The following is a 17,274-nucleotide window of genomic DNA, read 5'->3' on the forward strand; positions in this document are numbered from 1 at the left end:
GACCACGTGTGCCTCGGCATCGAGTGCCGGCGCCGCACCGCCCCAGAATCCATGTGGGTGGAGGAACGGCAACGACCGCTGCTCAGGTGCCCGAGAGTGTGATCCTTGGATGCCCAGTACCCGAGGGCCTGTGGAATAGGACATCTACAGCCGGAACTTGTAGGGCGTTTGCCGTGGAAGATCTTGAAAACCGCAGGCCGATCGGACAAGTGGATCCGGAACCTACATTTGCGTCGTGTAGGTCCCGGAGCTAGTTGGCCTTTTCCGGGCCTATATGTCCAGCACTTGTGTTGTCGCCGAGCGTGCGGGGTTTTGGGGAAGCCGAAGCCGCAGTCGGGTGCCGCCCAGCGGACTCTCGGACAGGTCGGCGGTGCCGCCGTGCAGTGCGGCCTGTTGAGCGATCAGCGCCAGACCGAGCCCGGAGCCCTCGGCATGCGCGGTCGACCCCCGGGCGAATCTGCCGAACAGCGCCGCCCGTTCATGCTCGGGAATGCCGGTGCCGTCGTCGTCCACCGTGATGTCGACGCCCTGAGCACCGCTCGCGGCGAGTGTGATCCGTACCCGGTCCGCGTTGCCGTGGCGGACGGCCATTGGTGATCGCGTTGTCGAGCACCAGTCGCAGCCCGGACGGAATGCCGCGCACGACCATCACATCCGGACCGCACAGTTCGATGTCGACGTCGGGCAGCCGGCGCGCCGACTCTTGCACGCAGCGATCGGCGAGTTCGACAAGGTCGAATTCCTCGTGGTCGGCGGCGTCGGACAGTTCGCCCACGGCCAGTCGCTCGAGGTCCGCGAGCGTCGTCTCGACCTCACGCTGCGTGACGAGCAGGTCGCGCACGACCTCGGTGCGCTGCTCGTCGGACAGTGGCATCGTTGCGAGCACCTCGAGATCGGTGCGCATCGAGGTGAGCGGCGTGCGCAACTCGTGCGCGGACACCGCGGCGAAGTCGCGGGCGGACCCCAACGCATCCTCGGTCCGCTTCTGTGCCACGGCGATCCGGTCGAGCATCAACCCGATCGCATCCGAGAGCTCCTCCGCCTCCCGTGCTCCCCGCACATCCGGCCGCCGCGCGCCCGGATCGCGGCCGATGGTGTGCGTGGCGGCAGCGAGCCGCTGCAATGGCCGCACGGCGCGGCCGGCGAGCAGCCAGCCAAGCCCCGCCGCCACCGCGATCGCCACCCCCGCGGCCGCCGCGACCTGCCACTGTTGTTTCCGGATCGCCACGGTCAGTGCATCCTCCGGAACGGAGACGGCAACGTAGGTGTCCGCGGCACCGCTGACCGGGACGTCGCGGGCACGTACGGTGGTCCCGTCCACAGATTCCGTTCGCAGTGTGTCGGGTTCGGCGGCGTGGTCGCCGGGTGCGGTCACCGCCGGTTCGGGGAACGTCGTACTCGGGAGCACCGCGGTCGTAACCCCACACCAGGCGCATCAGCTGCGTCCGGCTGAGCACGATTCCCGTGTTCTCGGCGAGCACACCGAGCAGGTCGAACTCGCGTTTGGTCAGGTCGATTCGGTGTCCGCCGACGTGGGCACGGCGCCCCGGCAGGTCGACCTCCAGGGCTCCGACGCTGACGATGCCTGCCGGGGTCGGTGTGCGGGGTGCCCGCCGCAGCAACGCGCGCAGCCGCGCCACCAGCTCGCCCAGCTCGAACGGCTTGGTCAGGTAGTCGTCCGCGCCAGCCTCCAGTCCCGCGATCCGGTCGCCCACCGAGCTGCGGGCGCTGAGCACGCAGATCGGCACCTCGTTGCCCATCGCCCGCAGAGCGGTGACCACACCGACGCCGTCGAGCCCGGGCATGTTCACGTCCAGCACGAGCGCGTCGGGGCCGGTGGCGACCACAGCGCGCAGCGCGGAGGCCCAGTCGTGCGCGGTCTCGATCTCGAAACCGGACAGGCGGAGCCCCCGCGTCAGGGATGAGAGGACCTTGGAGTCGTCGTCGACGATCAGGATGCGGGCGCTGTCAGTCACCTGATCCATCGTGCCCGAGCGCGGTACAGCGAGGCCCTGCCGTCCGCGGGCACGCACCGGCCAGCAGGCCTGCACCGCGAGTGTGACGCCGCCGTCCTACCCGTCCGTGCCCACGGGCTGCCTAGCCCTCGCCGCGGGTCTCGGCGGGGGTTGTGGCCGTGGCCTCCGTCACGGTGAGCTCACCCTTCGCGACCAGCGCGTCGATCTCCTCCTGGCTCAGTTCGGGGGCGATCGAGGCCTCCCCGATGGTCGGTGTGTCGGACTGCGTGGCCGGGACGGGCTCCGCGGCGGGGGTGCCGACCGAGGTCGGTGCGGTCTCGGAGAAGGAGCCGCTGGCCCAGGCAATGCCGGGCACAGCGATCGCGGCGGCAGCAGCGATTCCGGCGGCGACGATGGCTGCTCGCCGACGGGTGGGGGTGTTGGCGATGATCTTGCGCACGGGTGATCTCCTCGTTCGGGTCGTGGCTCTGGTGGCCTCGACATCAACGAACTTATGAGCGGAAAACTCGGCGTTGCTTAGCGAAGTCTTAGAGGTTGGTTAGAGAGTCGTGCCCCGTACAGGTTCCGCGCTTGCGGGTGCAAGAAGCGACCCTTGATCCCGGTGCGCAGCAGCGCATTTCCTGTGATGCCGACCGGGCACGCCCGTCGCTGGTCCACCAGGTCCGGGGGCGGGTGAGGCACGATCCCGAGCCGGGACCCTCCTCATCGACAACGGAACCTGCTTCAACTCCTTTTGGCCGGGCAACGCTCCCACGGGATTCAGCTACCGGCCGTGGACGCCGACCACTGCCGGTACCCACATGATTAGTGTCACCCAGAACGACAGGCCGGGGTCGGAGACCGTCACGATCAATCCGTGCCCCCACGACGCCCCGGTGCCGACTCCGGAGACGCCAGGGTGCGGGAGCGGCGGTAGCCTCGCCGCCTTCAACTTCGGCAGGCTGGGCAGGATTCTGACAGCCCGGGCCACGAACCGGAGTAGCACAGGGTGAAGGTGCGCTGGCGATCGTTGCCAGGGTGCCCGACGGGGTGATCCTTGGATACCCGGTTCCCGAGGGGCCTGCGGAAAAGGACATCTGCAGCCGGAATTTCGGGGACAAACGTCGTGGAACTTCTTGAAAGTCGCAGGCCGATCGGACAAGTAGATCCGGAACCTACATTTGCAACACTGCTTGTAGCTTCCGGATCTAGTTGGCCTTTTCCGGACCCAGATATCCCGCACTTGTCATGATTCCAGCCTATTTGTCCCTTGGAACTGCAACTCTTCCTATGTTGGCAAGCCAACGAGGCGATCGTCATTGTCTTCCTTGCGGAGGGATGCGAGAAGGCACAGTATTCCGGGCATGGGATTCTCGCTGATCTTTGTCCGCGTCCAGGGAGATGAGCAGCGCGACGCGGATCGCGATGCCGTCGCCGCCTTCCTCGAGGCGCGCGGCCTGCGCGCGATGGACAGCGACGGCCAAGGTTCGCTTCTGGTCGATGCGGACGGGCAGGCGCTCTTGTTCGACGGCCACCGGACCGACCTGTACCTCGACCCGCTCGATCAGGAGGAGCCGCTGAGCGGTGGGATCGATCACGCCTCGCTGTCGGAGGAGGAGACGACGTTCATCTATGAGCTGTGCGTCGCGGCGGGATTCCTCATCGTCAATCCGCAGGGCAACCCGACCTATGTCGTCGCCGGCGCCAACCATGCCCCGGGAGACGTTCCGGATCAGGAGGACATGGACTTGGTGAACAGCGCTGCCGAGCTGCGGCAGGCTCTCGCCGGCAAGTTCGACGACTTCCGCGATTGGCGTGACCGCGTGGTCGCGCAGTACTCGGACGGGCGGGCCGACGGCGAGTAGCGAGCGCCAACCCGGCGGCGTACGGCGGCTACTCGATCCGGGGATCCGCCGTCCCCGGTCGCTAGGCTGTCGCAAATGTCGATGAACTTCATGCTGGGCTTCGTGCCGAACACCGACCTCTCTGCCTTCGGCGTGGACGCCGACTCGAGCATCGACTTCGACGACGCGAGCCGCAGCACCGCGGCCGGCCCGTCGGCCGCGCAGGTCGGCGCGCACGTGGTGCTCGTGGATCCCGGTCTCGATCTCCAGCAGCTTCCGCAGCTCTCCGGGCCGCCCGCGGGAACGGTGCTCGTCACCCTCGGTGGCACGAGCGACGTCTACGTGGTCCAGTCGTTCGGCGACGACCCCCGCCTCCGAGTGCTGGCCGAGCGCGAGGTCGCCGAGGACCTCGGCGCCCCGATCGGCGCCGAGGCGGTGTTCGAGACCGAGGACGACCCGGAGGACGCGCACCTGGAGTTCGTCTGCCGCCTCGCCGGAATCACGGTCGAGGAGCTGTGGAATCTCGAGTGGGCGCCGCTCGCGTCGGGTAGGGGCGGGTTCTTCGGCCGTCTCTTCGGTCGCTGAGGCTCAGTGCGGATCGCGCTCAGGCACGCGGCCGGGGTCTGCCCGCGGTAGTCGGCGCGAGGCGGCGATCACCTCCCGGATGACGCGGTGATGAGTCGAATTCCCGGTTGATTCGGCGCATTCCGGCTTGACCTTCACGTAGCGGCAACTTCTACGGTCGAAGACGAGGCCGGACGGACCGGCCTCACGGAAGATGGGAAGCGCCATGAGCTGGTCGATCGCGGATGTGGCGAGGATGTCGGGCGTCACCGCCCGCACCTTGCGGCACTACGACGACATCGGACTGCTCGAGCCCGCCTACGTGGGCACCAACGGCTACCGCTACTACGAGGATGAGCAACTGCTGCGCTTGCAGCAGATCCTCGTCCTGCGCGAACTCGGCCTGGGCCTTGCCGAGATCGCCGAGGCGGTCGACTCCGAGCCGGACACACTCGCCGCCCTCAAACGGCAGCACATCCGCCTACTCGGAGAGCGCAACCGCCTGGCGCGGATGGCCGACACCGTGGCGCACACCATCGCCGAACTCGAAGGGAAGACGGAAATGACAGTCAAGATCAATCGCCCGGAGAACCTGTTCGAGGGCTTCGACAACACGCAGCACGACGACGAGGCCCGCGAACGCTGGCCGGAGGAGTTCGAACAGTCTCAGCGCAACGCCGCGACGATGACTGCCGAGGACGTCGAGCGCATGCAGCGTGAGATGACCGCGGCGATGATCCGTATGGCCGAGTTCATGGCCGCCGGCACCCCGGTCGTCGACGTGGCGGTCCAAACGGAGATCCACACGCAGTACCAGGGCATCTGCCGCTTCTGGACCCCGAACCGGGACGCGTACAAGTGCATGGGGCAGATGTACGTGGACGACGAGCGGTTCAAGGCGAACTACGAGAAGATCGCCGAGGGCCTGGCCGAGTACCAGCGGGACGCGATGGTCGTCTACGCGGACGAGCGGCTCGGCGAGTAGCCCTCGGCCCGGAAGCCCGGGGTATCCCGGAGAATGCAGCGTCCCCTCCGCGGCCAGTGCGGAGGGGACGCTCCCATTGTCTCGGCAATCAGGCCGGAACCGACGGCGTGGGCCGTCGACATCTGGAAACCCATCATCTCCCGTCCTGCAATGCGTCCACTCGGCCCGTAACGCCAAGGCGCTCAGCAGAATCGGCAAACACGCCCCCGAACTTTTGTCGCCGTCGTCTGAGGCGGCTACTTGTCATCGGGTGCGTCGGAATCGCGCACCGTGTAGCCCTGTTCGCGCAAGATCTTGATGACCTCGGCGAACGACGAGATCCAGTGGTGCAAGGGCGGAGGCAGCATCGGCAGCGGCAGCGCCGGTACCGGCCGCCTCGGATTCTGACCGCCCGGGCCGCGAACAGGAGCAGCATATGAGCACAAGCAGCAATGCCAGCCGAATCGGCTGGGGCACAGTCTGTTTGAGGGCGGCAGCCGCCACGGCCGGGCTCACGGCGGCGACCACGTCGGCGGATTCGATCATGACCATCAACACCCCCCGCCGGTGGCTTCGTGGTGGGTACCGGCGTGTACATCGATGGGACGGTTTCCCCACGGTGCTGTATCTCCCGTGGGAGCGGGTGACCTTCCGTGACAACGGGACCTAGTCCGGGAGCCCATACCGACCGTGTGCCTCGGCATCGAGGGCCGGCGCCCCTCCGCCCCAGAACCATGCGGGTGGAGGGACGGCAACGATCGCTGCTCAGGTGCCCGAGAGGGTGATCCTTGGATGCCCAGTACCCGAGGGCCTGCGGAATAGGACATCGGCAGCCGGAATTTCTAGGGCATTTGCCGTGGAAGATCTTGTAAACCGCAGGCCGATCGGACAAGTAGATCCGGAACCTACACCCACTGCCGCGGACACGGAAACTTGAGATAGAAATCGGACATTTCCGGATTGTTGAGACAAGGCCTCGGTCGCCATCGCCCGAATCGCGAGGGTCACGAAATCGAAAGATTGTGTGAGGGCGTTCTCGGGGGGTCGGTTGGCCAAGTCTGGCTCTGGGACGTTGTGGTGAACTTGGGACCGAGTGGAAGTGGGTCCTGGATAGGGAGCCCTCGCAAGATCAGCGTGCAGGACGGGTAACCAGGACTAGTTGATGGCAGTTGACTGACGTATCCGATCGGCTCGCTCACCGGAGTCCCGCTCTGTTTGCTGATCGTCAAACAGGACAGTCAGTAGCAGGGTCTTCGTCCATACGTTTCCACCCGGCGATACGCGCCCGGCACAGCGCCTCCAGTGCCTCGTGCTCGGCGCGCCAGCGGGCATGATCTTGCGCTGTTCCTGGCCACGTCTGTGAGCGCCGATCTACCTCGGCACGGAGTGTGTCGATGGTGCCGCCATGCCAACATCCGACCGATAAGTTGTGGCCGGCGGCGGTGCGGGTGAGAGTCGCGGTGACGGACTGGGAGCCGATGGGATATACGACGAGGATGTCCTGGCGCTCGGTGACAGTTGCTCGGCCGTGCACCTCCGCGCGGCCGGATACCCGCGCGTCGCCGTGCACCCGCGCGTCTCCGGAGACCTCCGCGTTGCCCGACACCCTCGCGTTGCTCGAGACCTCCGCGTTGCCCGACACCCTCGCGTTGCTCGAGACCTCCGCGTTGCCTGAGATCTCCGCGTTGTCAGATACCGACGCGTCGCCAAACACCCTCGCGTCGCCTGACACCCACGCGTACCCAGACACATTGCGCTCGCATTCAACCCATCCTCCGACGTCGCCCTTGCGGACGCAGTACCGTGTCATGTCGCGTGTGGCGCGGATGCGATGCAGGTTGTGGCCGAAGTAGTTTCGCGTTTCGTCGGTCAGCTCGAAGTGCTTGCCGGTCATGTCGTCCTTCGCTTCTGGTCTCAGTCCCCACGCACAGCCGGGGCACAAGACGACTCGCTGGCATGAGGAGGCTGGCGGTGAACATTCTCCCCGGGGCCTCCATTCCGCAGCTCTCGAACCCGTGTCGCGTTCAGCGATCGTTAGACAGGACGGCCGGTAGAAGGGGAACCCGAGAGTTCAAGCGCCCTCGCGGCCACCGCCAGTAACGATGCGCCTGCCCCAGCGGACATACAGACTGTCCGTTTCTTTCGCAGGGGGTAGATCTGAATGAAGCGCTCATTTCTCGTCCGAGCTGGCGCAGTGGCCGTCGGACTCGCGGCGCTCGGCGCGGGCGTAGCGGCGCCGCAGGCGAGTGCGGCGGAGGCGTACGTTCCGCCGCCCGGGTACGAGCTGAACATGAGGTGGTTCAAGCTGCCGTGGGAGCCCAGCAGGTCGTGGGACAACAACTCGAACCTGCTCAGTCCGTTCGGCACTATCGACATCTACTGCTACACCTACCCGGGGGCCGTGACCGGCCCGCTTCCGCTCGACTGCTTTCAGCTCGATCCGTGGCGGCAGACCCATCAGGTGATGCGGGTCCCGTTCTCGCAGAACTTGCACACCATCAATCCGGTCCCGACCCCGCCTGGCCTGCTCCCAGGGACGCTGGGATCGTCCTGACACGTGAAGCGCCCAACCGTAATCGGTTGGGCACTTCACGGTTCGCCCTGAGCGCCGCGGCCGGAATTCTCTCACCAGCTCCGGCACGGTCGTCTATGACTCTCAGGGTGCCGTCAGCCGTCCTGTCCGGCGATCGTCAAACAAGGACGCACGTTGAGGCCGCGAATCCGGGGCGTGCACGGGTGGAACCGCTACTGGTATGCGAGGCGGAGTACCGCGAGCATACCGGCGGAGCCTTCGTCATCCGAGCTGGAAGGGGCTGCGCGACAAGGCGCCCGGGGAGGTCAAAGTGCCATGCCCGGGGCATGCCCGGGGCGTCCATGGTCAGCCGACGCTCGCATAGAAGGGCTCGAGTCCCGTCAGTAAATCGTCGATCAACGCGGCAACAGCGTCCACCCCGTTCAGGTGGATCACCTTCCGTGTCGTCGTCGGCTTGTCGAGCTTGTAGGTGAGTTCGGTGTAGGGATGCTTCGACATCCCCATGTAGACGCAGTACGGCCGATCTTCGATCCGGGTGTAGGTGACGTCGATGAAGAGCTTCCCACGAGTCGCCGAGAAGACCAGTTCCACGTCGTGGTGCGCAGCTTCTGTTTCAGTCAGATTGTTGACGACAACCGTCCAACTGGAGAGCCGGAGAGGAATCAGGTCCTTGTTGAGTGGGTTGAGGAACCGGAGGAGCAGGCCATAGATGGCCTCGATGTCGTGGCCGGCTGCGATCGTCGTGTGGACACTCCTGTCTTCGTCGTACATCCATCGGCCCAACGATCTCGACAGCAGAATCTGCTCGAGCGAGTAGCCGATGGCTGCGTTCTCATAGGAGAGGGAAACCGTCTCGCCGGTGATGCTGTTCACCGCGGTGAACAGCACGGTGTCATCGAACGGCACGTCCTGTGCGTTGTAGTGCTCGTCGACGAACGCATTGGAGTCGACACTCCACCCGCCGTCGACCTGGATCCCTCTTGTCCTGCTGATCTTCGTCACCGAGCTCCCTTGAGTCCGTCCTGCGTCCGCGAGCGTAGCGGCGCCCGGCGCTCTCCACGGCTGCATCGACGGTCCCACGCCTAGGGCATGCGGCGGGCGGCCTGCTCAGCGATCGTCAAACAGGACACAGGTTCACGAGTGTTCGTTGTGATGACGGGTCAGCCCGCAACAGATAGCAAGTGAAGGCTTGCAAACCCTGGTTCGTCTCACCATGTGGGGCGACTTCTATCTCATCCGCATTGTTATCTCAGGTACTCGTCTCAGATTTCCGCGTCAGCGGCACCCACTGCCGCAGACACCGAATCTTGAGACAGAATTCGGACATGTTGAGATGTTGAGACAAGAACCTGGGGTTTTGTGATCCGACGAGACGGACGCATCCCGAATGATCTCGAAGTTGTTCTGGTGCGGGCTCAGCACCACCAGCGCCTTGCCGTCACCAGCGCACGGCTGCGCAGCCTGCGCCTGCGCGAGCAGTTCGAGTTCGTCCTCGAAATCCGCGAGGCCTCCGGAGAGACTGAACAGTCCGTAGTCCATCGCCAGGACCACGGCCTGCTCACTGATCTGACTCGCGCTGCTCATCTCTCGATTGTCTGTGAACCTCAAGCGACGTGCTCGTACACAGCTTGCCCAGTGGCCAGCATTCGCGAAGGTGTGCGCCTCGCTAGAGCTGGATGCCGTCGTCAGCGGCGTCGTTCGCGGCTGCGAGCATGGCCTGGAGTAGTGCTGGCTGAGGTTCGCTATGCCAGGGTGCTGGCGATCGAAGACTGTCGCGCCGTCGGGGAGGGCTCCGTCAGATTCAGTCATGTCGCCATCGGCATCGGTCCGCGTATCTCTGGTGCCGCCTACCTCAGACCCGCACTGCACCAGGTCCAGTCGTCCCCGATGGCGATGCCGACCGGTCTACGACGATCCCGACGGTCACAGCGAAGATGACGAGGACCAGGCCGACAATGGTCGGTCTGGGAGTCCTGCGGGTCTTCGGTCGTGCTGCGGTCTGGCCCACACTGCTCAATCAAGGCAATGCGCTGTTGCCAGCCCGAAGGCGATTTTTGATACGCCGGCGATATACGCGGCCGCCTAACATGGCGAGCATGCGTGTGTTGGTCGTCGAGGACGAGCGGTTCATGGCGGAAGCCATCCGCGATGGGCTGCGCCTGGAAGCGATCGCCGCCGACATCGCCGGTGATGGGGACACTGCCCTGGATCTGTTGGGCGTCAACGCCTACGACATCGCCGTCCTCGACCGTGATATCCCCGGCCCCTCCGGTGACGAGATCGCCCAGCGCATCGTCGCTTCCGGTGGCGGCATACCAATCCTGATGCTCACTGCCGCGGACCGGATGGACGACAAGGCCTCCGGGTTCGAGCTCGGTGCCGACGACTACCTCACCAAGCCGTTCGAGCTGCAGGAGCTCGTGCTCCGTCTCCGGGCCCTCGACCGCAGGCGCGCGCACAGCAGGCCGCCCGTGCGGGAGATCGCTGGTCTGCAGCTGGACCCGTTCCGTCGCGAGGTCTACCGGGACGGCCGGTACGTCGCGCTGACCCGGAAGCAGTTCGCGGTGCTCGAAGTTCTCGTCGCTGCCGAGGGCGGTGTGATCAGCGCCGAGGAGTTGCTGGAGCGGGCGTGGGACGAGAACGCCGATCCGTTCACGAATGCCGTGCGCATCACGGTCTCGACGTTGCGCAAGCGGCTCGGCGAACCGTGGCTGATCGCCACGGTGCCGGGGGTCGGGTACCGCATCGATACCGAACCGGACGCCAGAGGCGGGGGCGACGGTGGATAGAGCGCCTGGGTTGGGCGTTCGCCTCAAACTCACTCTCAGTTATGCCGGGTTCCTCATGCTCGCCGGTGTCTTGCTCCTTGCGGCGGTTTGGGTCTTCCTGCTGAGAGGGCGGTCAACGAATTTCCAATTCCCTGATCTGGCCGACTTTGCCCGGGTCTTCGACCCGAGCAACTTCGGTCCCGTGGTGTTTGTCCCAGCAGCGATCTTGGCGCTCGGGTTCTTGCTGGTGTTCGGCCTTGTGGGTGGTTGGATTCTCGCGGGCCGAATGCTTGCCCCGTTGACGCGCATTACGCGCGCCGCGCGGGAGGCGGGGAGTGGCTCGCTGTCGTACCGGATCGAACTGGAGGGACGCAACGACGAGTTCCGTGAACTTGCCGATGCCTTCGACGCCATGCTCGCACAGCTCGAAGCACGAGACGCCGCGCAGCAGCGATTCGCCGCCAACGCCTCCCACGAGCTGCGCACCCCGCTGGCGATCACACAAACCCTTCTCGATGTCGCCCGCAACGATCCGAACCGCGACGGCGGCGAGCTCGACGAACGCCTCCGCGCTGTCAACGCACGGGCGATCGAGCTCACCGAGGCATTGCTCCTGCTCAGCCGTACCGACCAACGGTCCTTCAGCCGAGAAGACGTCGATCTGTCGCTCATCGCGGAAGAAGCCGCCGAGACGCTCCTCCCGTTCGCGGAGAAGCACGGCGTCAGCATCGAGACCTCCGGGGACATCGCGCCGGTCATCGGCTCACACGCACTCTTGCTGCAGTTGACTACGAACCTTCTGCACAATGCGATCGTCCACAACGTCCCCGAGCACGGCAGCGTGCAGATCAGCACCGCCATCGGCCCCGAGTCCGTCATGCTCACGGTCGAGAACACAGGCGACAAGCTCAGTCCACAGTTGGTCTCGACACTCACCGAGCCGTTTCAGCGCGGCACTGCTCGCACCCGCGGGGACGATGCGAGGGTGGGCCTTGGCCTGGCGATCGTCAAGAGCATCACTCAGGCACACGACGGATCCCTCACGCTCAGCCCCCGAGCTGCCGGCGGGCTCTCCGTCGCAGTGCGACTGCCCGCCGCTCAGCGACGACCGTAAGGACGTGCCGCGCCAGCAGCGAACCCACGTCGGGTGCGCCGGCTGCCAACGCATGAGCCGACATCACCGCTCTCCGCTCGGTATCGGCGAGCAGCGGGATCAGAGTGGTTTCGATCCATCCTGCGTTGAGATCGGCATCGTCGACGATCACTGCCCCGCCGGCAGCAACGACCGCCTCGGCGTTCAAGCGCTGCTCACCGCCGCGCAGCGGCAGCGGCACATAGGCGGCCGGTAAGCCGACAGCGGCGAGTTCGGCGCACGTCATCGCCCCCGAGCGGCAGATCGCGAAGTCGGCTGCGGCGTAGGCGTACTGCATCTCATCGACGTACGGGACGACGACGTAGGGCGGGTCGCCGGGGTCGCCGTCGGGCGGCTCGACCATGCGCTGTGGCCCGGTGATGTGCAGCACCTGCACGCCGGCCGCCCGCAACGCTGTTACAGCGCCGGCCACGGCGGCGTTGATCGCTTGAGCTCCCTGCGAACCGCCAGTGACCATCAGTACCGGCTCGTCCAGGCGCAGGCCGAACCGTTGCCGAGCCGCCTCGCGCAGCGCGGCCCGGTCGAGCCTGGTGATCGCCGGCCGCAGCGGGATGCCGATCGCGCTGGCGTGAGCCAGGTGGACACGGGGCGCGGCGGTAAATACGTGGGTCGTCATCCGGGCCGCCAGTCGGTTCGCCACTCCAGGCCGGGCATTCGCCTCATGGACGACGATCGGTATTCCCCGCTGGCGTGCGGCAAGATAAGCGGGCATGGCCACGTAGCCCCCGAAGCCCACCACGACCTCGGCCCGCACGCGGTCGAGTACGGCTCCGGTCGCCCGGACGGAGTCGCGCAGTCTGCCCGGCGTGTGCAGCAGGTCGCGGCTCAGCTTGCGCGGCAGTGGCACGGGCGGGATAAGTTCGAGTGAATAGCCGCGGGCAGGGATGAGCGTGGTGTCCAGGCCACGGACAGTGCCGAGCGCGGTGATCTCGGCCGTGGGCTCCAGCAGGCTCAGCGCGTCGGCGAAGTTCATCGTGGGCTCTATGTGCCCGGCCGAATGGCCGCCCGCGACAACGACGCGCGGTGCGGGTTCGCCAGCCAGCATCACGATGCCCCTCTGACCAAGATTCCTCGGTTGGCATGAAACCGCTCGAACACATGCATGGGCAGCGATGCAGAGTCTGAATTGTGGGAGTAGCCCGACGGATTATGAAACCGCACCACTCCATCATCGACTGCATAGATCAGCACAAGATGGCCTCCTCGTCGCGGCTCGTAGGTGTTGGGATCGCGAATCTCGGGTGATACCGAAGCGATCATGACCTGCCCGGGCAGCAGCTCTCGGGCCGATACCTGAATCGGGGTGTGCTCGACCAGTTGGCAGTCGAATCCGAATTGTGTGCTGACCCACGCCATGAATGGCCTGTAGAGCAGGCCGTGGACCTTGCCCGAAGGCTCCACCACATAGCAACCCCACTCGACGGCCAGCGCAAGGAGTTCGCCCATCGACAGTCGGACGTCAGTCCAGCCGTGGAGCAGGGACTGGAGACACGCCAAGCCGCAGACCTTGCGGGACCAGAACAGGTACTCCTCGCTCGAGGGGTATCCGTCGGAGGCCCAGTCGTACAGTTTCGATGGATCGGTGTGTCGCAAGAAGACCTCCAGCCCCGATGGGCGTGTGCGCCGCATCACGACCTCGTCGTTGGTCGCCAAACGCCCCCACTGCGAGACACAATGGAGACCCATCACGTGATCGGAAAGTCGAAGTAGACATCTGGATATGGTTCGCGTTTCAGCGTGTAGTGCCACCACTCGCAGTCGTACCGATCAAATCCGCAGTCCTCCATGATGGAACGAAGAAGCTCACGATTCTTGGACTCGATTGGCTTGATTCCTCGCGCTCGATGACGTGAGATCGGGTCCATGAGGTCGTGGTCGCCACCCATAGGAGCAAGTTCACCGGTCGCAAGGTGATAGAGCGTCAGGTCAACGGCGCCGCCCCTACTGTGGCCCGACTGGGTTGCCACGTATCCCTTTTCGAGCATCTCGGGTCTGTCGATGTTGGGATAGTGCCGCTGCTTCGTCTGGCCATCCTCCGGCTGTTCTGACCAGCGTAGGAAGCTGTCGACGGCGCGTCGAGGACGATAGCCGTCCCAGAGAAGCAACCCGAAGCCGAGGGAAGCTGCCTTCTCGCGTGCTTGCTCGAGGGCCGCGCACAAAGCCCGGGTGCCGACGATCCGATTCGCGAGGTAGCCGTCTACCGGTTTGCCGGTGAAGTTGTCCCACGTGGCGTACTTGGCATCCCAGCGGACTCCGGGCACCCAGTCGTCGACGTAGACGAAGTCGTCGTTCATCGCTTCTTCCCGTGCATTGTCATCGAGATGAGCCGGTCGATCACGTCGGAGATCGGCAGCCCCGCGGCGGCCATCATCCGCGGGTACCGGCTGTACGACGTCATGCCGGGCATGGTGTTGACCTCGTTGAGGACCACCCGCCCGTCGTCGGTGAGGAACATGTCAACGCGGGCAAGTCCCTTGCAGCCCAGGGTGCGGTAGATGACCTTGGCGGTCTCTTGGACGAGCCGGCGCGATTCGTCGGAGATGTCGGCGGGAACGATGAACGTCGAGTTCTCCGATCCCGTTTCGGGTGAGTCCTCCTGGTGGATCCTGAAGAATCCGTGCGAGAGGTCGACGCGGTCTACCTCCCCAGTGATCAGGCCGAATAGTTCACCCATGACCGCGCAGCCGATCTCGCTGCCGGCCACGGCTTCTTCGATCAGGACCTTCGAGTCGTACTGTCGCGCCGCGCTCAGCGCGTTCGGCAGCTCGTCTTCACGGGTGACCTTGCTGACGCCGAAAGATGAACCCGAACGGGCCGGCTTCACGAAGACCGGATAGCGAAGATGATCGGCGTCGACCTTCTCGTTCGCCGCGACAACCCAAAAGGTCGGCGTGGCGATTCCCGCGCTCTTGGCCACGGTGTAGGCCAGGGCCTTGTCCATGCACACAGCCGAGCCCTGGATGTCGCAGCCGACGTAGGGGATGCCGGCGAGCTCCAACAGGCCTTGGATCGCGCCGTCTTCGCCGAGCTTGCCGTGAAGTACGGGGAAGACGAGGTCGAGGCGCACGGTTTCGTAGCCCCCCTGCTCCATGACCAGCAGGCCGTGCACACGTCGATCGGGTGACAGCACGGCGGGACGGGCGCTGCGATTCTCCCAATCCGCGTCGGGGCCGTCACAGAGCTTCCACTCGCCGCCGGTCGTGATGCCGATCCAGAACGGTTCGTACTTCTCCGTGTCGAGATTTCTTGCCACCTCTCGCGCCGACTTGATGGAGACGGGATGTTCTTCGGAAGCCCCTCCGAAGATGACCCCGACCTTCAATCTGCTCATGCTGTTCTCCCACTTTCAAAGTTGAGGCAGTTGACGAGGCTGTTTTCGACGGTGTCGTTCAGGGCGTGGTCTGTGTAGTAGGCGGAGTGCGGACTGATCAGCACATTCGGCAGGCGCTGTAGCCGCACCAGGGCCTTGTTCTCGATGAGCTTTTTCCTGCAGTCGGCGTAGAAGATCCCTTCCTCTCCTTCGACGACATCGAGCGCCGCGCCGCCCAACCGGCCGCTCTCCAAGGCGGAGAGGAGGGCCTCGGTATCGAGCAGCGGTCCGCGACCCGTGTTGACGATGTACGCGCCGTGCTTCATCTGGTCGATGCGTTGGCGATCGAGGAGATGGTGTGTGTCCGCGGTGAGTGGAGTGTGGAGCGTGACAATGTCGCTCTGCCGCAGCAGTTCATCGAGCGGAACGTAGTCGGCGGAGGCGTGAGGCCCGCTGTCATGTGCCAGCACTTGGCAGCCAAATCCCTGCAGCCGGTCGATGACTGCTGTGCCGATGCGCCCTGTTCCGATCACCCCGACGGTCAAGTCGCGCAGCTCCCTGCCGCGCGTCTCATTCAGCCGGTAATCATGCGTATCGGCGCGGCGGACAATTGATTTCGCGTGGCGTACGGTCATCAGCATCAACATCAGTGTGTAGTCGCCCACGCTGTCGGGCGAGTAGTCGACGTTGCCGACCGAGATGCCGATGCTCGCCGCGAATTCCACGTCGATGTGGTCGTACCCGACGCTTCTGGTGGAGATGTACTCCACTCCGACTCGGCTCAGCGCCAGCAGCGTGGAGTTGTCGATCTGCGTCTTGTGGCTCACGCTGATGCATCGGTTGCCACGCGCCAGTTCAGCGTTGGTTTCACTGACCGCTTCCTCGGTGATGCTTGGCGTTAGCCCGAGGCGGGGTCCCATCTCGCGGAACAAAACGGCTTCGTCGTGACCGCATCCGAAAACTCTGACCCCAGTGGTCGGGACGGCCGAGGGTGACGAATCGTCGAGCGCTCGGACGCGTCGCTCCGCGATCACTTCGCTGTCGATCAAACCCAGGTCGCTGTAGGACATGCCGAAAGTCAAGACAACGCGGTGTTGCCAGCGTGTATGCAATTTTCGATATGCGGACGATATGCCGCCCGTGGGGTTGCGTTCGGAAGCGGCATGCGCGGAACGAAACAGCGGCAAGATGTCCGCGCCGGCGCCACTAAAAGAAGGTAACTGAGCCTTACTTTATGCACCGTGTCTCAACGTGGGATATCGATACCGTCTCAACCGCCGCGTATCCCATGGTCGTTGTCTCATCTTTCGGCGCGGGCGGCAACATTTGCCGCGGACACCGAAACTTGAGACAAAATCGGACATCTGACGGATTGTTGAGACGGGCGTCATGTGACAAGTCGTAGATCCGGTTCGCGGCCGGTGCGACCTCGCGTGTGGATCCGCATGCGCTGTAACCCCTGGCCGCACCTGGTGGGCGTTGTACAACACGCACCGGCGGGCCGCTCAACAGGTCGCAGCACGGCCCGCCGGTGTGATCGCGAGCTAACTTTCGTTGTGCATCCGGCGTGCCTGACGGAGGCGTCGTCGAGAGAGCCCGCGATCGCGAGATCTGCCGATGGGACCACGCTGAAATGGGTCCTGGATAGGGTGCTCTCGCAGGATCAGCGAGCAGGACGGGTAACAAGGACTGTTTGATGGCAGCGGGCCGACTGCTGAAATGAGTCAGGCGTAGTCGGCATACGCGCGCCCGACAGTGTGCGGTGATCGAACTCCGTGGTGTCGGTTCAAGAGTGCGGCCTGCGCCTAGCTCTACGAATGACCTGGTTCCGGTATCCACACGTCAGGTGGTGTACGGGGTCGAGGACGGCTTCGGTATCGGAGAACCTGCCGCGCAGGGATGACTGAACGCCGTCCATTGGCGGTTCTGAAGGAGATTCCGGTGAAACAGGAACCCGCCGAACAGACCTCGACTGTCCAGCCGAGGCTGCGTAGGAAGCCCGGCCGCTCACGACTGGGAGGAGTGCAATAGCGATCACGTCATCCGTTCACCGCCGGCGCCGGCGCCGTTGCCAACTTGCGGCAGCCGGGGCGTCTGGCAGCGGTCGACGAGCCGTCAGCGCCCTTCGGCAGAGAACGAGGCGTTGGGGTGTGTCATCGCCCGTACCCGATCCGTTTCCGGTC

General features: G+C 65.0%; 18 protein-coding genes and 1 pseudogene. 6 read left to right on the top strand and 13 right to left on the bottom strand.

Annotation, left to right across the window (positions count from 1 at the left end; translation table 11 throughout):
- Positions 1-270 precede the first annotated feature (270 nt).
- From JOE46_RS18470 to JOE46_RS18485, 4 genes and pseudogenes are all read right to left on the bottom strand, one after another.
- Entirely contained in the window at positions 271-591 is a 321-nt protein-coding gene (locus JOE46_RS18470) for an ATP-binding protein (RefSeq protein ID WP_209928062.1), read from the bottom strand.
- Entirely contained in the window at positions 479-1,408 is a 930-nt protein-coding gene (locus JOE46_RS18475; RefSeq protein WP_209928063.1) for a HAMP domain-containing sensor histidine kinase, read from the bottom strand. The genes JOE46_RS18470 and JOE46_RS18475 overlap by 113 nt, the downstream gene beginning before the upstream one ends.
- Positions 1,404-1,985 (bottom strand): annotated as a pseudogene (locus JOE46_RS18480) (response regulator transcription factor); the annotation flags it as partial. The pseudogene JOE46_RS18480 and the gene JOE46_RS18475, both read right to left, overlap by 5 nt.
- A gap of 112 nt (positions 1,986-2,097) precedes the next feature.
- On the bottom strand, positions 2,098-2,415 hold the full coding sequence (locus JOE46_RS18485; protein WP_209928064.1) for a hypothetical protein: 318 nt from the start codon (positions 2,413-2,415) through the stop codon (positions 2,098-2,100).
- A gap of 904 nt (positions 2,416-3,319) precedes the next feature.
- On the opposite strand from JOE46_RS18485, the gene JOE46_RS18490 reads away from it, so the two are divergent.
- Together JOE46_RS18490 and JOE46_RS18495 are read left to right on the top strand one after the other, a co-directional pair.
- The gene (locus tag JOE46_RS18490; RefSeq protein WP_209928065.1) at positions 3,320-3,820 is read left to right on the top strand and encodes a hypothetical protein; all 501 of its coding nucleotides are present in this window, start codon (positions 3,320-3,322) and stop codon (positions 3,818-3,820) included.
- Positions 3,821-3,895: 75 nt separating this feature from the next.
- Positions 3,896-4,384: a hypothetical protein gene (locus JOE46_RS18495; protein WP_209928066.1), complete on the top strand. Its 489-nt coding sequence runs from the start codon at positions 3,896-3,898 to the stop codon at positions 4,382-4,384.
- Between the two features lie 3 nt (positions 4,385-4,387).
- Here the strand turns inward: JOE46_RS18495 and JOE46_RS18500 are convergent, their stop codons facing one another.
- The gene (locus JOE46_RS18500; protein ID WP_209928067.1) at positions 4,388-4,633 is read right to left on the bottom strand and encodes a hypothetical protein; all 246 of its coding nucleotides are present in this window, start codon (positions 4,631-4,633) and stop codon (positions 4,388-4,390) included.
- On the opposite strand from JOE46_RS18500, the gene JOE46_RS18505 reads away from it, so the two are divergent.
- Positions 4,620-5,348 carry a MerR family transcriptional regulator gene (locus JOE46_RS18505; protein WP_245221102.1) on the top strand — a complete coding sequence of 243 codons (729 nt, stop codon included), beginning with the start codon at positions 4,620-4,622 and terminating at the stop codon, positions 5,346-5,348. The genes JOE46_RS18500 and JOE46_RS18505 overlap by 14 nt on opposite strands.
- 1,204 nt (positions 5,349-6,552) lie before the next feature.
- On the opposite strand, the gene JOE46_RS18510 is transcribed toward JOE46_RS18505, so the two are convergent.
- The gene (locus tag JOE46_RS18510) at positions 6,553-7,221 is read right to left on the bottom strand and encodes a polymer-forming cytoskeletal protein (protein ID WP_209928070.1); all 669 of its coding nucleotides are present in this window, start codon (positions 7,219-7,221) and stop codon (positions 6,553-6,555) included.
- Between the two features lie 300 nt (positions 7,222-7,521).
- Between JOE46_RS18510 and JOE46_RS18515 the strand changes: the two genes are divergently transcribed.
- Positions 7,522-7,881, top strand: coding sequence for a hypothetical protein (locus JOE46_RS18515; protein ID WP_097210854.1), 360 nt, complete (start codon positions 7,522-7,524; stop codon positions 7,879-7,881).
- A gap of 324 nt (positions 7,882-8,205) precedes the next feature.
- On the opposite strand, the gene JOE46_RS18520 is transcribed toward JOE46_RS18515, so the two are convergent.
- Entirely contained in the window at positions 8,206-8,862 is a 657-nt protein-coding gene (locus JOE46_RS18520) for a hypothetical protein (protein WP_209928071.1), read from the bottom strand.
- A gap of 273 nt (positions 8,863-9,135) precedes the next feature.
- On the bottom strand, positions 9,136-9,444 hold the full coding sequence (locus JOE46_RS18525; protein ID WP_097210856.1) for a hypothetical protein: 309 nt from the start codon (positions 9,442-9,444) through the stop codon (positions 9,136-9,138).
- Positions 9,445-9,956: 512 nt separating this feature from the next.
- Here JOE46_RS18525 and vanR-O point away from each other — a divergent pair.
- Both vanR-O and vanS-O read left to right on the top strand, forming a co-directional pair.
- Positions 9,957-10,649 (top strand): vancomycin resistance response regulator transcription factor VanR-O, encoded by a 693-nt coding sequence (gene vanR-O, locus JOE46_RS18530; RefSeq protein WP_077043363.1) that lies wholly within the window; start codon positions 9,957-9,959, stop codon positions 10,647-10,649.
- Positions 10,642-11,742 (top strand): vancomycin resistance histidine kinase VanS-O, encoded by a 1,101-nt coding sequence (gene vanS-O / locus JOE46_RS18535; RefSeq protein WP_097210857.1) that lies wholly within the window; start codon positions 10,642-10,644, stop codon positions 11,740-11,742. The genes vanR-O and vanS-O overlap by 8 nt, the downstream gene beginning before the upstream one ends.
- Here vanS-O and JOE46_RS18540 read toward each other — a convergent pair.
- From JOE46_RS18540 to vanH, 5 genes are read right to left on the bottom strand one after another with little or no spacing between them, the layout of a single operon-like run.
- Positions 11,675-12,826, bottom strand: coding sequence for a glycosyltransferase (locus JOE46_RS18540; RefSeq protein WP_209928072.1), 1,152 nt, complete (start codon positions 12,824-12,826; stop codon positions 11,675-11,677). The genes vanS-O and JOE46_RS18540 overlap by 68 nt on opposite strands.
- Positions 12,826-13,434 (bottom strand): hypothetical protein, encoded by a 609-nt coding sequence (locus tag JOE46_RS18545; RefSeq protein ID WP_209928073.1) that lies wholly within the window; start codon positions 13,432-13,434, stop codon positions 12,826-12,828. Before JOE46_RS18545 ends, JOE46_RS18540 begins: the two co-directional genes overlap by 1 nt.
- A 32-nt stretch (positions 13,435-13,466) precedes the next feature.
- Positions 13,467-14,075: a D-Ala-D-Ala dipeptidase VanX gene (vanX, locus tag JOE46_RS18550; protein ID WP_097210860.1), complete on the bottom strand. Its 609-nt coding sequence runs from the start codon at positions 14,073-14,075 to the stop codon at positions 13,467-13,469.
- A complete protein-coding gene (gene vanO / locus JOE46_RS18555; protein WP_209928075.1) occupies positions 14,072-15,112 on the bottom strand; it encodes a D-alanine--(R)-lactate ligase VanO in 1,041 nt (346 codons plus the stop codon). The genes vanX and vanO overlap by 4 nt, the downstream gene beginning before the upstream one ends.
- The gene (gene vanH, locus JOE46_RS18560; RefSeq protein ID WP_097210862.1) at positions 15,109-16,161 is read right to left on the bottom strand and encodes a D-lactate dehydrogenase VanH; all 1,053 of its coding nucleotides are present in this window, start codon (positions 16,159-16,161) and stop codon (positions 15,109-15,111) included. Before vanH ends, vanO begins: the two co-directional genes overlap by 4 nt.
- Positions 16,162-17,274: the final 1,113 nt, after the last annotated feature.

The organism is Rhodococcus sp. PvR099 (assembly GCF_017833315.1).
GTDB classification, from domain to species: Bacteria; Actinomycetota; Actinomycetes; order Mycobacteriales; family Mycobacteriaceae; genus Rhodococcus_G; species Rhodococcus_G oryzae.

Excerpts from the sequence above, each read along its gene's own strand:
- JOE46_RS18470 (WP_209928062.1), bottom strand. The coding sequence starts at position 591 with ATGGCCGTCCGCCACGGCAACGCGGACCGGGTACGGATCACACTCGCC.
- JOE46_RS18490 (WP_209928065.1), top strand. The coding sequence starts at position 3,320 with ATGGGATTCTCGCTGATCTTTGTCCGCGTCCAGGGAGATGAGCAGCGC.
- JOE46_RS18495 (WP_209928066.1), top strand. The coding sequence starts at position 3,896 with ATGTCGATGAACTTCATGCTGGGCTTCGTGCCGAACACCGACCTCTCT.
- JOE46_RS18505 (WP_245221102.1), top strand. The coding sequence starts at position 4,620 with ATGTCGGGCGTCACCGCCCGCACCTTGCGGCACTACGACGACATCGGA.
- JOE46_RS18510 (WP_209928070.1), bottom strand. The coding sequence starts at position 7,221 with ATGACCGGCAAGCACTTCGAGCTGACCGACGAAACGCGAAACTACTTC.
- JOE46_RS18525 (WP_097210856.1), bottom strand. The coding sequence starts at position 9,444 with ATGAGCAGCGCGAGTCAGATCAGTGAGCAGGCCGTGGTCCTGGCGATG.
- vanR-O (WP_077043363.1), top strand. The coding sequence starts at position 9,957 with ATGCGTGTGTTGGTCGTCGAGGACGAGCGGTTCATGGCGGAAGCCATC.
- JOE46_RS18540 (WP_209928072.1), bottom strand. The coding sequence starts at position 12,826 with ATGCTGGCTGGCGAACCCGCACCGCGCGTCGTTGTCGCGGGCGGCCAT.
- vanX (WP_097210860.1), bottom strand. The coding sequence starts at position 14,075 with ATGAACGACGACTTCGTCTACGTCGACGACTGGGTGCCCGGAGTCCGC.
- vanO (WP_209928075.1), bottom strand. The coding sequence starts at position 15,112 with ATGAGCAGATTGAAGGTCGGGGTCATCTTCGGAGGGGCTTCCGAAGAA.
- vanH (WP_097210862.1), bottom strand. The coding sequence starts at position 16,161 with ATGTCCTACAGCGACCTGGGTTTGATCGACAGCGAAGTGATCGCGGAG.